Below are 12,188 nucleotides of genomic sequence, written 5' to 3'. Positions count from 1 at the left end.
TCAGCCCTCGACGCGCGCGGCGTCGGAGGCAGCGGCCTCCGAGGAGGCGCCGCCGGTCGAGAGCCGGCCGCCGATGTCCTCGAGGTGCGCGCGCACGAACCACTGGAACTTCTCGAGCTCGGCCGTCTGGCCGATGATGAGGTCCTCGGTGACCGGGTCGAGCTCGCCGGCGAGCTCGATGGCCTTGCGGTTGTCCTCCACCACGCCGTTGTAGACGAGGTCGAGGGCGCCGAGGTGGGCGATCGCGGTGTCGCGACCGATGGAGTAGTCCTCCCACGTGCGGTCGGCGATCACGGAGCCGGGCGTGCCCTTGGGCGAGCCGCCGAGCGTCGCGATGCGCTCCGCCACGTCGTCGGCGTAGCCGCGGACGAGCTCGACCTGCGGGTCGATCATCTCGTGCACCGCGATGAAGTGCGGGCCCACGACGTTCCAGTGCACGTGCTTGAGCGTCAGGTGCAGGTCGTTGTAGGCCGACAGGCGACCCTGCAGCGAGCCGATGAGCTCGTTGACCTGGTCGGTCGAGAGGCCGGGGACGGTGTACTTCACGGTCATGCGGGGTTCCTCCTCGCTCGCGCCGTCGGCGGTGGCCGGCGGGCTGGGGGCCTTGGGACTACCACCGTGCCAGGCGACCCCAAGAACTCAACAAGGACCTCTACGTTGTGTTGAATTCTTGGGTACGCCCGCACGTCAGGGCGCCGGTACCCACGCGGCGGTCGTTCAGGTCGCCTCGTCGATGGGGACGTCCTGTTCCACCCCGCCGCAGGCGTGGACGAGGGCGACGGCGAGGAGCACGGCGAAGGCGTGACCCGCTAAGACCTGCAGCACGACGACGACGGCGTTGCCGAGCGCGTCCTCCGGCACCGGCGCGTTGCCGCCCAGGAGCCGCCGGGCGAGCACGAGGAAGACGATCCACCCCTGCAGCGCGGCGGTCAGGGCCGTCGCACCGACCGCGGCCGGCACCCAGACGTCCGCTCCCCGCCTCGCCACGGCGCACGCGACCTGCGCCGCGAACGCCACGATGCCCCACGAGGCGACGAACATGGCGAAGCCGACGCCGGGTCGCACGCCGGCGAAGAACGGGTCGGCCTCCACCCCGTCGGTCAGAGCCGCCTCGGCGATGAAGGCGTACGCGACCACCGCCATCACCACGCCGTGCAGGAGCAGCACCGCGAGGAGCCGGGCCCACGGCCGGCGCGGGGTGCGGGTCAGTCGCAGCGTCATGGCACGAGCCTCGCGCCAGTTCGGGGCCGCCCGCCCGAGTCCGCGTACTCAGATCCGTCCCGACCCCCCGAGGGCTTGCACCTCCCGTAGCGTCATGTGGTCCGGTGGAGCCACGACCGCCCCACCGAGGAAGGCCCGACCATGCACTTGTCCTCCATCCCGCGCCACGTCCGGATCGGCGACGCGGCGACGTTCGTCGGGACCACCCCGCGGGCCATCCGGCACTACCATGAGATCGGCCTGCTGCCCGAGCCCGAGCGCGGCGGCGACGGCAACCGCCTTTACGGCTACGACGACGTGATCCGGCTGCTGTGGATCCGCCGCACGGCCGAGGCCGGGATCGCCCTGGACGACATCGCAGTCGCGTTCAGCGACGCGGGCCCGGCCGACGGCACCGGCGAGCAGCAGGTGGGCGACGTCCTGGACCGGCTGGAGCGCAGCCTGGTCGAGCAGCAGGAGGAGCTGCGCCGCCAGCAGGCCGCCGTGCAGCGGATGCGCGCCCAGGGCAGCCGGGTGGGTCTCCTGTCCGACGTCGTCGCCGACCGTCTCGCGCACCTGCCGGCCGGCTCGTTGCGCACGGCGGACCTGGACAGCCTGCTGGTCACCGAGCGCCTCCTGGGCGCGGGCGTCGCCGCCGTCCAGGCCTCCCGCTTCATCACCCTGACCACCGACCCGGACCTGCGCGAGGAGTCCGACCGCATCGAGGCCGCCGAGGAGGCGCTCGACGACACGGTGGCCGTCGACGACCCGCGCGTCGCGCAGGTCGCGGCCGAGCGGTACGCCTTCGAGGCGAGGTTGCAGACCGTCGTCGAGGAGTCGGGTCTGGGCCGCGAGGACGAGGCGCTGCTCGACTCCTGGATCGCGCAGCGCGAGGCCGACGGCGCCGACACCGATCCCGGCCGGCGGCGGGTCGGCATGCGCGAGGCCCTGACGATGGTGCCCTACGACTTCTCCCCCGCCCGCCTGCGGTGCATGGAGCTGTCCCTCGAGCTCGCCGCCCAGGAGACGCCCGCGGGCTGAGCCCCGACCATCCGGCGTCCGGCCCGCGCCGAACCACCCGCGTGCGCCCCGACGACCGCCTCCGCCTCCGCCTCGGCCAGCTCCTCGCGCCGCTGACCGTGCGCTACGGCGAGGGCCTCCGGTTCGCCGGCAGCGAGCTCCCTCAACCCGAGCGGCTGCGCGTACCCACCCGGCACGGGCGCGTGCCGGTGCACGTGTACGCCTCGCCCGCCGGCCCGACGGGCGCCCGCGGGGCGTACGTGCACCTCCACGGCGGCGCCTTCCTGATGCGGCACGCGCGGATGGACGACTGGTGGTGCCGCTTCGTCGCGGCCCGGGCGGGCGTCACGGTCGTCAACGTCGACTTCGCGGTGGCGCCGCGGGCCGCCTACCCGGTCGCGCAGGAGCAGTGCCACGACGTGGCGGCCTGGGTCGCCGACGGCGGGCTGGCCGACCGGGCCGTCGCGCGCGACCGCGTCGCGGTCGGGGGCTTCAGCTCGGGCGGGGGCCTGGCAGCCTCGGTGTGCCTGCAGGCCCGCGACCGCGGCTCGTTCTCCCCGGCGCTGCAGGTCCTGGGCGTGCCCGCCCTCGACATCGCCGGCGACCCGGACCCCGGGCCGGGGATGATCTCGGCCGACCTGCGGGCGTTCGTGCGGCGGGCGTACTTCCCCGACGAGGCCCGCCGCGCCGAGGCGTACGCCTCACCCCTGCGCGCGGAGTCCGTCGAGGGGCTCGCGCCGGCCGTGGTGCTGACCGCCGAGCGCGACACGCTGCGCCGCGAGGGGGACGCGTACGCCGCCCGCCTCGACGCCGCAGGCCTGCTGCGCTGGCACGACACGACGCCGGGCGTCGACCACTACTTCCTCACCGAGGACCCGACGCGGGCGCGCGCCACGATGGAGCGCACCGCCGGGCTGATCGCGGCCGCGACCGCCTGAGCCGGCCGCGGCGCTGCCGGGTCACCAGATCCGGACGCGACGCTCCGGGTCGACCCACAGTCCGTCGCCCGGCGCGGTGCCGAACGCGGCGTGGAACTCGTCGAGGTTGCGCACGATGTTGGCGCGGAACTCGCTGGGGCTGTGTGGGTCGATGGCCAGGAACTGCCGCTCCTGCTCGAGACGACGCTTCGTGCGCCACACGTGCCCCCACGACAGGAACAGCCGCTGCGAACCGGTCAGTCCGTCCTCGTCCGCCGTGGTCGTCGGACCGCCGTCGGGGTCGAGGCCGAGCGAGATCAGGTACGCCTTGTGCGCGATCGTCAGGCCGCCGAGGTCGCCGATGTTCTCCCCGACGGTCAGCGAGCCGTTGACCGTCTCGCCCGGCAGGTTGCGGGGGCTGAAGCCGTCGTACTGCTCCACCAGCGCGTCCCGCTTGACCTCGAACGCCGCGCGGTCGGCCTCGCTCCACCAGTTCTCGAGGTTGCCGCGACCGTCGTACTGCGAGCCCTGGTCGTCGAACCCGTGACCGATCTCGTGGCCGATCACGGCGCCGATGCCGCCGTAGTTCTCGGCCGGGTCGGCGTCCGGCGAGAAGAACGGCGGGTGAAGGATCGCCGCCGGGAAGCAGATCTCGTTGGTGCCGGGGTTGTAGTACGCGTTCACCGTCTGCGGCAGCATCAGCCACTCGTCGCGGTCGACGGGTCCGCCCAGCTTGCCGAGCTGGCGGTCGGTCTCGAAGGCGGAGGCCGCCGCGACGTTGTCGACCAGGTCGTCGGGCACCGCGACGAGGCCCGAGTAGTCGCGCCACCGGTCGGGGTAGCCGATCTTCGGGACGAACTGGCCGAGCTTCTCCAGCGCCCGCTCCTTCGTCTCCTCGGTCATCCAGTCGAGACCACGGATGGAGCGGCGGTACGCCTCCACCAGGTTCTCGACCAGCGCGTCCATCTTCTCCTTGGCGACCGGCGGGAAGTGCCGCTCGACGTACGCGCGCCCGACGGCCTCACCGACCGCGTTCTCCACGAACGAGATGGCCCGCTTCCAGCGTGCGCGCAGCTCCGGCGTGCCCGACAGCGTGCGGCCGTAGAAGTCGAAGTTGGTCTCGACGAGCTCGTCGGTCAGGTAGGGCGCGAAGGCGCGCAGCACCCGGGAGACCAGCCACGTGCGCCAGCTCTCGACGGGCACGTCGCCCAGCACCTGCGAGAGGTGCGCGAAGTAGGACGGCTGGCGCACCACGACCTCGCCGAGGACGTCCGACGCGTCGAGCGTGGCGCCCGCGAGGTTGCGGGCGTACACCTCCCAGTCGAAGGCGGGGCACAGCTCGACGAGCTCCTCGAGCGTCAGCAGGTTGTAGGTCTTCTGGACGTCACGCGTCTCGGCGCGCTCCCAGTGACCCTCCGCGAGCCGCCGGTCGAGGGCGAGGACGGTGTCGGCCGCCGCCTCCGGGTCGTCCTGGCCGACCAGGCCGAGCAGGCGCACCAGGTACGCCCGGTACTTCTCCACCACCTCCGCGAAGCGCTCCTCGCGGTAGTACGACTCGTCGGGCAGGCCCAGCCCGCCCTGGTAGACCTGGAACAGGTAGCGGTCGGAGTCCTTGGCGTCGGTGCTGACGTAGGAGCCGAAGAAGCCGGTGCCGCCGACGCGCTCGAGCTCGCCGACCAGCGCGGCCAGCTCGCGCAGGTCCCGCAGCCCCGCCACCGCGTGCAGGTAGGGCTCGATCGGCGTGATGCCCCGCTCGGCGATCGTGTCCGTGTCGAGGAACGAGCGGTAGAGCGCCGCGATCCGGCGCTCGTCCTCGCCCAGCGTCGCGGGGTCGGCCGCCGCGTGCTCCTCGACGATGGCCCGCACCTGGACCTGCGCCTCCTCCGCGAGCGCGACGAACGGACCCCAGCTCGACCGGTCGTCCGGGATCGGGGTCGTCGCCAACCACGTGCCGTTCACGTGGCCGAAGAGGTCGTCGGTGGCACGGACGGACAGGTCCATGCCCTCGCGGGCGGCATCGAGCATCGTCACGCGTCCCACCCTGCCACGACCCCCCGACGGTGGCACCGGGCAGGTTGGGCAGGTCCGGCGGGCGACGGCCCGAGTTTTTGCCGCCGCGCCGTCGGGTACGACGCCTGCCGTGACCACCATCGAACCCGCCGGGCCGGGCCAGACCGGTGTACGGCTCGTGGTCGCCGCGGCCGGCGCCGCCCTCGCGCCCGCGGCCGTCGCGATCGGCGTCCCCCTCGGGTTCCCGGGCGGAGCGGTCGTCGTGGCGCTGAGCGCCGGGCTCGTCGCGGTGGCCGGGCTGCACGCGCGTCGGCTCGAGGTGCCGCGGGCCGAGGTCACGGCCGCGACGGGGTACGCCCTCGGCCTCCTGCAGTCCTACCTGCTGACGATGGCGCTCGTGCTCCTGACCGACACGAGCCCGGCACAGGCGGCGCTGCTGACCGCCCTGCCGGCCGTGGCGCTCGCGGCGGTGGAGGCACCGCGCCTGACGCAGGGCACCGCCGGGGCCCCCGACCCCGACCGGCGCACCCAGCTGGGGCGCACGGCGTGCGTGCTGGGCCTCGCCGCCGCGGCGGCCGGCATCGTCATCCCCCTCAGCGCCCCGGCCCAGGAGCGCGCCGATCGGCTCGACGAGCTGGCCACGCAGGTGAGCGCGACCGCGGTGCCCCTGCGGGTTCCCGACCTGCCCGACCACGAGGCGTACGACGTGGCCGTCAGGTCGCAGGAGAGCGGGTCGTACGTCGCGCTGACGTACGAGCACACCACGGAGCAGAACCGGTACGCCCGCGTGGAGCTGCACGGCACCGGTGACCCCTGTCAGCTGCTGGCCGGGTCCAGCAGCGACCGCTGCACACCCGGCCCGGACGGCAGCACGGTGGTGCAGGAGCCGGGCGAGACGGCGATCGCCGTCAGCATCGACTCAGGCGTGGTCGTCGTCTCCGCCGAGGAGCTCGACCTGCAGGAGGCGATCGACGCCGTGGAGACCGCCGAGCGGGTGGAGGGCCGCACCGTGGCCCGCGTCTGCGACCTGCAGGTCGGTGGCGACGGCGCGCCGTTCTGCGAGCAGCCCTAGTCGCGTGCGGCTGCCGCGTACCGCTCGGCGACCGTGCGGAACGCGTCGGCGAGCTCGGGCGGTCCGACGACCTCCATCGCGACCTCGAACCGCCCGAACGAGGCGGCGAGGGCGCCCCACGACCAGGACCCGATCGTGAGCGCGGACCGGTGGTCGTCGACCGGGGTGACGGTCCCGTCGCCGGCGAAGGGGAGCACCTCGCGGGCCGGGAGGTCGAGGACGACGGTGCCGTGGCAGGGCCACGCGTTGGTGTCGGAGCCCTTGAAGCGGGCGGACACGAAGTCCCGCACGTCCCCGCCGGGCACCACGCGCGGGGCGAAGCGCGGCCCGTTCGGCGTTCGCGGACGGACCCGGTCGACGCTGTACAGGCGCCAGTCCTCCCGGTCGAGGTCCCAGCCGAGGAGGTACCACCGACCGTGCGAGGTGACCAGGTGTGCCGGCTCGGTGCGGCGAGCCGGGACGGGGCTCTCGTCGCCGTCGGCGCCGCGTGCGGCGTAGTCGAAGCGCAGCACCTCGCGGGCGCGGATCGCGTCGGCGAGGAGCACGAGCACCTCCAGCGGGACGTCCGTCGCGGACGTGTCCCCGGCGCGGCCGACCGCCGTGACCTCCAGCGCGTCGAGGCGGTGCCGCAACCGGGACGGCATGACCTGCCGGATCGTCCCGAGGGCACGGATCGCCGCCTCGCCGAGCCCGGCACCGATCGCCGGCGCGACCCGCAGCGCGACGGCGATGGCGATGGTCTGGTCGTCGTCGAACAGCAGTGGTGGCAGCTCGCTCCCGGCATCGAGGCGGTATCCGCCGTCGGGACCCATGGTGGCGCGGATGCTGTACCCCATCTCGCGCAGACGCTCCACGTCGCGCCGGACCGTGCGCGGGCTGGTCCCGAGCCGGTCCGCCAGCAGCGGGCCCGGCCAGTCCCGCCGCGTCTGCAGCAACGAGAGCAGGTTGAGCAGACGCGTCGTCGTGGTCATGTCCGGAACCTACGACCGATGTAGGACAGGACCAGACCTACACGAGCGAGAAGGTGGTCCCACCGGGTCGGACGGACCCGGTCATTGTGAAGGAGCAGGCATGACCATCCAGACGACCACCCACCTCAACTTCCGCGGCGACGCCCGCGCAGCGCTGGAGCTCTACCGGTCCGTGTTCGGCGGCCACGTCGTCGTCAACACCTACGCGGACTTCGGGATGCCGGCCGATGCGCCCGGCTCCGACAAGGTCGTCTTCGGCCTCGTCGTGGCGGAGAACGGGTTCCGGATCATGGGCTACGACATCCCCGGGCAGAGCGACGGCCCGATCACCGGCGGCGGATCGACGCGACGCGAGAACGGCACCACCGTCACCGACCAGGCCCTCTTCGTCTCCGTCGGCGCGGACACCCTCGACGAGCTCCGGGCCTACTGGGACGCCCTCGCCGTCGACGCCGCGATCGTCGAGCCGCTCGCCGCGTCGGCCTGGAGCGCCGGCTTCGGCATGCTCACCGACCGCTTCGGCGTCACGTGGAGCTTCAGCGTCACCGCGTGACCGTCTCCGGGCGGCGCGCGTCGACCGGCTCGCGCCGCCCACCGCCGGATCGCCCCGCTACCGGGGGTGCGGCTTCTCCCACTCACCACGCGCCGACCGGCGCAGGTCGCGACGGAGCCGCCGGCGGGCTTCTCGCGGAGGATCCCGACGCTGCCAGCTGCAGTACAGGGCGTTGCCCTGCACGCTCCGGCGGTTCCCGAACTCGACCGGTGCGCCGTGCTTCTCCAACAGCTCCGACAGCACCAGCGCATCGCCACGGTGCACCTGACCCGCGTCGACCATCCGGAGGCCCTCCTCGTACGCACGTCGGACCGGATCGGGCATCGTCCGCCTCGTCGGCCAGGTCGCCAGCTCGACGAGCGCCGCCACGACGAGCTCAAGCCACACGGCCGCCGGCTTCCTCTCGCGCGCTGACGGGCACCCTCAGCGCGCCTCGACCAACCGCGCGAGCTCGAAGTGCATCGGGTCGGTCCAGCTCCAGTCGCCGCCCCAGGCGAAGCCCCACTTCTTGAAGATGTCGACGACCGTCCGGTCGATCTCGCCCACCGTGCCGCGGCCGTTGCCCGGCACGTTGAGGTCGACGGCGATGCCGAAGGAGTGCAGCGACGGCTGGGTGGTGTTCGCGATGAAGCGGGGGTAGTAGCAACCGCCGAACTCGGTCGGGTCGATCCGGTCGGCCAGACCCCGCTCGCTGACCTCCCGCAGGGCCGCCTCGAGCTGCGGCAGCATCACCTTGTGGCAGGTGACGTCGCCGAGGATCGGCACCTGCTGGGTGCGGATGTTCTCGCTCACCCAGCCCTGGTCGGGGGCGATCCGGCCGCCGTCGAGCACGCTGTAGCTGAAGGTGCCGACCGCCGCGGCCACGGACCCGCCGGTGAGCACCGCGGTCTGCTGGGCGGTGACGTCGAGGTCGGGACCGAGGATCTGCACCGACGCGCCGTCGCCGAGCAGCTCCTCGATCCGGGGACGCACCTCCTGCGGCGAGGCGATGCCGGTCGCGACGAGGGCGGCGTTGTCGCCCGGCACCCCCAGCGTCTCGCCCCAGCGCTTGTTGACGACGGCCTGGACGCGGCTGACCTGGGGCGCGAGCGCGCCGACGTGCAGCTGCGGGGCGTCGTCCTCGTTGCCGAGGCGCAGGTAGCCGTCGCCGTCGCGCAGCTGCTCGCCGAGGTCGGACTGCACGGCGATCTCGCCGGCGGCGACCCGTGTCCAGACGTCGAGCAGCTGGGCGCTCTCGGCGGGCGCGAAGCGGCGGTAGCCGGCGGGGTCGACCGAGGCGACGGTCAGCACCTGGTCCTGCACCGGGATCTGCGACAGGCCGATCGGCTCGGCGACCTCGACGCCCGTCACCTGCCGGATCGCGTCGATGGTCTCCTCGTCGAGCGCCGACTGGGTCGAGACCAGGAGGTCGGCGCCGAGCAGCGGGTCGGTCAGCGCGCCGGGGGCCTCCACCGCGTGGGCGTCCCTCGCCTCGAGCCGTGGGTCCGCCGCCGGACCGGGACCGGCGGCCCCAGTGTCGTCGGCGGCGTCCGCGGCGGCGGGGGCGGTGTCGTCGGAGGTCTCGGGGTCCGCGTCGCTGCAGGCGGACAGGCCGGCCAGCAGCAGCGCGCCGAGCGCGACGCCGACCAGGCCGCGACGCACGCGGCGCCGCGATCGAGGCGTACCCAACGGTCCCACGACGCCCTCCTCCCCGGATCCGGAGCGTACCGGCGCAACCCCCACCGCACAGCCCGAACCGGGCGTCAGGCCACGATGCCGCCGACGCTGCCGAGGTCGTCGCGCACGTCGAGCACGGTGCGCAGCAGCGTCACGACGCCGCGGGCCAGGTCGGGCCGGGCGACGACGTCGTACCCGGGCACGTGCACGAACCCCGAGCGCACGTCGCTACCCGCCAGGTCGTGCTGGAGCCGGTAGAAGACGTGGTTGCACACGAAGCTGCCGGCGGTGTGCGACAGCGCGGCCGGCACGCCGTCCGCCAGCAGGGCCGCGACGGCGGCCTTGACGGGCAGGGTGGAGAAGTACGCCGCCGGCGCACCGGCGACCACCGGCGCGTCGAGCGGCTGGGCGCCGTCGTTGTCCGGGATCCGCGCGTCGTCGAGGTTGACCGCGACCCGCTCCGGCGTGACGCCCGGGCGCCCCGCGGCCAGCCCGAGGGCGACCACGACGTCGGGCCGGTGGGCGGCAACGAGCTCGGCGACCCGGTCGCCCGCGGCGCCGAACGCCACCGGCAGCACCGCGGTCACGAGCCGCTCCGGCCCGGGCCACATCTCCTCCACGAGCGGCAGCACGTCGCCCGACGGGTTCACCGCGTCGCCGGCGAAGGGCGCGAAGCCGGTGACCAGGACGGCGCGGGCGCCGCTCACCTCACCACTCACGACGCCACCCCCGCGCCCAGCACGCGGGCCGCGACCCACGCCAGGTCCTCCGCGGTGCCCTCCGGGGTGCCGCTGGGCTGCATCGCGTGGCTGAGCACGGTGCGCACGACGACGTCGACCACGACGTCGGTCTGCTCGGGGGTGAGGCCGAGGTCGTAGGGGGCGGTGCGCTCGCGCAGCCGCGACTTGGCGACGTCGAGCAGGGAGTCGGCGTGGGTGGTCAGCAGGGGCAGCAGCTCGGTGTCCGCGCCGTGCGTCGCCGAGACCACCGCGTGCAGGAGCTCGTTGTCGTGCGCGACCTCCAGCACCCCGCGCACGGCGGCGCGCAGGGCGGCGAGGATGTCGTCGGGGTGGGCGTCGAAGGCCGTGTCGACGACGGCGAGGAAGCGGGCCAGCTCGCCCAGGACCATGGCCTCGGCCAGCGCGTTCTTGGTGCCGACCTCGTTGTAGACGGTCTGCCGGCTGACGCCGACGTCGGCCGCGAGCCGCGCCATCGTCACGCGCGCCCACCCCTGCGACGCGGTGAGGCGCCCGGCGGCCTCGACGATCTGGTCGCGCAGGCTGCGCGCGTCCGTCCCCTCCGTCACGCCCCCGATCCTAGGGGGCGGCCTCGGAGGTCAGCGGCACGAAGTCGACCTTGTCCCGGACCCCGCAGTCCGGGCAGGTCCAGTCGTCCGGCACGTCGCGCCAGGCCGTGCCCGCCGCGAACCCCTCGCGCTCCTCGCCGGCCGCGACCTCGTAGACGTACCCGCAGCCGGGGCACCGCGCCGCCACCACGTCGTCGAGGGCCGCGATCTCGACGCGGCTGTCGTCGACGGCCGCGGCATCCGCCTGCGCCCGGGCACGACGCAGCTCGGCGGCCAGGGCGCCGTAGCGCCGCTCGATCGCCGCGCGACGACCGGGCTGGATGTTGATCCGGTCGAGGTCGCCGTCGACGTGGCGCAGCACGCGGGGGTCCATCACGCGGCGCCACAGGGGCGGCACGGCGGCCAGCACGATCATCCCGGCGTACCCGGTCGGCAGCACCGGCGACTCCTCGAAGTCGCGCAGCGTCTGGTAGCGCCGGGTCGGGTTCGCGTGGTGGTCGCTGTGGCGCTGCAGGTGGTAGAGCAGCACGTTGGTGGCGATGTTGTTCGAGTTCCACGAGTGCTCGGGCAGCACGCGCTCGTAGCGCTCGCGCCCCGGTCGCCCGACCCGACGGCGCAGCATGCCGTAGTGCTCGAGGTAGTTCACGACCTCCAGCAGCGTGAAGCCGACGACGGCCTGCACCACCAGGTAGGGCAGGATCCCGACGCCCAGCCACGCCACCAGGGCGCCCCAGAGCACCGCCGACATCAGCCAGGCGTTGAGGACGTCGTTGCCGAGCCGGTACGCGTGGCGGTCGCGGCGGGCGTACCGCTTCACCTCCAGCGCCCACGCGCTGCGCAGGGAGCCCGCGACCGTGCGCGGCCAGAAACGGTAGAGGCTCTCGCCCATCCGACTCGACGCCGGGTCCTGCGGGGTCGCGACGCGCACGTGGTGACCGCGGTTGTGCTCGATGTAGAAGTGGCCGTAGAAGCTCTGCGCGAGCGCGACCTTGCTGAGCCAGCGCTCGTGGGACTCCTTCTTGTGGCCGAGCTCGTGCGCGGTGTTGATGCCGATCCCGCCGATGCAGCCGATGGAGATCGCGATGCCGACCTTCTCCCAGGTCTCGAGCGTCCCGCCCAGCACCTCACCGCCGGCGACCATCCACATCGCGGCGACGAACCCCGCGTACTGGATCGGCAGGAAGAGGTAGGTGATCCAGCGGTAGTAGCGGTCCTCCTCCAGCTGCTCGATCACGTCGTCGGGCGGGTTGGAGCGGTCGAGGCCGGTGGTGAGGTCGATCGCCGGGACGATCACCAGGATCACGAGGGGGCCGAGCCACAGCCAGGCGCCCCAGCCGGTCAGCGCCCAGCCGGCGATGGCGACGAAGGCCAGCGACGGCACCACGAGGCCGATCAGCCACAGCCGCCGCTTGCGGTCGCGCCACTGCTCCGTCGAGCCCTCCGGCACCGTCCCGGCCACCCGCACCGTCTCGCCCATCGCCCC

12 protein-coding genes are annotated in these 12,188 nt (G+C 73.8%); 4 read left to right on the top strand and 8 right to left on the bottom strand.

Annotation, left to right across the window (positions count from 1 at the left end):
* Both RDV89_RS08845 and RDV89_RS08840 read right to left on the bottom strand, forming a co-directional pair.
* A complete protein-coding gene (locus RDV89_RS08845; RefSeq protein ID WP_315732603.1) occupies positions 1-552 on the bottom strand; it encodes a Dps family protein in 552 nt (183 codons plus the stop codon).
* 165 nt (positions 553-717) lie between these two features.
* On the bottom strand, positions 718-1,221 hold the full coding sequence (locus RDV89_RS08840; RefSeq protein ID WP_315732602.1) for a hypothetical protein: 504 nt from the start codon (positions 1,219-1,221) through the stop codon (positions 718-720).
* 141 nt (positions 1,222-1,362) lie between these two features.
* Here RDV89_RS08840 and RDV89_RS08835 point away from each other — a divergent pair, with 141 nt between their 5' ends.
* Together RDV89_RS08835 and RDV89_RS08830 are read left to right on the top strand one after the other, a co-directional pair.
* The gene (locus RDV89_RS08835; RefSeq protein WP_315732601.1) at positions 1,363-2,241 is read left to right on the top strand and encodes a MerR family transcriptional regulator; all 879 of its coding nucleotides are present in this window, start codon (positions 1,363-1,365) and stop codon (positions 2,239-2,241) included.
* A gap of 41 nt (positions 2,242-2,282) precedes the next feature.
* Positions 2,283-3,158 carry an alpha/beta hydrolase gene (locus RDV89_RS08830; RefSeq protein ID WP_315732600.1) on the top strand — a complete coding sequence of 292 codons (876 nt, stop codon included), beginning with the start codon at positions 2,283-2,285 and terminating at the stop codon, positions 3,156-3,158.
* A gap of 21 nt (positions 3,159-3,179) precedes the next feature.
* On the opposite strand, the gene RDV89_RS08825 is transcribed toward RDV89_RS08830, so the two are convergent.
* Positions 3,180-5,162: a M13 family metallopeptidase gene (locus tag RDV89_RS08825; protein ID WP_315732714.1), complete on the bottom strand. Its 1,983-nt coding sequence runs from the start codon at positions 5,160-5,162 to the stop codon at positions 3,180-3,182.
* Positions 5,163-5,277: 115 nt separating this feature from the next.
* On the opposite strand from RDV89_RS08825, the gene RDV89_RS08820 reads away from it, so the two are divergent.
* Complete coding sequence (locus tag RDV89_RS08820; RefSeq protein WP_315732599.1) at positions 5,278-6,219, top strand: hypothetical protein; 942 nt, start codon at positions 5,278-5,280, stop codon at positions 6,217-6,219.
* On the opposite strand, the gene RDV89_RS08815 is transcribed toward RDV89_RS08820, so the two are convergent.
* Positions 6,216-7,190, bottom strand: coding sequence for a helix-turn-helix transcriptional regulator (locus RDV89_RS08815; protein WP_315732598.1), 975 nt, complete (start codon positions 7,188-7,190; stop codon positions 6,216-6,218). The genes RDV89_RS08820 and RDV89_RS08815 overlap by 4 nt on opposite strands.
* 100 nt (positions 7,191-7,290) lie before the next feature.
* Here RDV89_RS08815 and RDV89_RS08810 point away from each other — a divergent pair, with 100 nt between their 5' ends.
* The gene (locus RDV89_RS08810) at positions 7,291-7,743 is read left to right on the top strand and encodes a VOC family protein (RefSeq protein WP_315732597.1); all 453 of its coding nucleotides are present in this window, start codon (positions 7,291-7,293) and stop codon (positions 7,741-7,743) included.
* A gap of 423 nt (positions 7,744-8,166) precedes the next feature.
* Here RDV89_RS08810 and RDV89_RS08805 read toward each other — a convergent pair whose 3' ends face one another.
* From RDV89_RS08805 to RDV89_RS20230, 4 genes are all read right to left on the bottom strand, one after another.
* Entirely contained in the window at positions 8,167-9,420 is a 1,254-nt protein-coding gene (locus RDV89_RS08805) for a M15 family metallopeptidase (RefSeq protein ID WP_315732596.1), read from the bottom strand.
* Between the two features lie 65 nt (positions 9,421-9,485).
* The gene (locus tag RDV89_RS08800; RefSeq protein ID WP_315732595.1) at positions 9,486-10,118 is read right to left on the bottom strand and encodes a pyroglutamyl-peptidase I; all 633 of its coding nucleotides are present in this window, start codon (positions 10,116-10,118) and stop codon (positions 9,486-9,488) included.
* Positions 10,115-10,705: a TetR/AcrR family transcriptional regulator gene (locus tag RDV89_RS08795; protein ID WP_315732594.1), complete on the bottom strand. Its 591-nt coding sequence runs from the start codon at positions 10,703-10,705 to the stop codon at positions 10,115-10,117. The genes RDV89_RS08800 and RDV89_RS08795 overlap by 4 nt, the downstream gene beginning before the upstream one ends.
* 10 nt (positions 10,706-10,715) lie before the next feature.
* The gene (locus RDV89_RS20230) at positions 10,716-12,182 is read right to left on the bottom strand and encodes a fatty acid desaturase (protein WP_369012405.1); all 1,467 of its coding nucleotides are present in this window, start codon (positions 12,180-12,182) and stop codon (positions 10,716-10,718) included.
* Positions 12,183-12,188 lie beyond the last annotated feature (6 nt).

The organism is Nocardioides imazamoxiresistens (genome assembly GCF_032378595.1).
GTDB classification, from domain to species: domain Bacteria; phylum Actinomycetota; class Actinomycetes; order Propionibacteriales; family Nocardioidaceae; genus Nocardioides; species Nocardioides imazamoxiresistens.
Note: the sequence above shows the minus strand (reverse complement) of the source record. Positions and strands in the feature narration are given on the sequence as shown.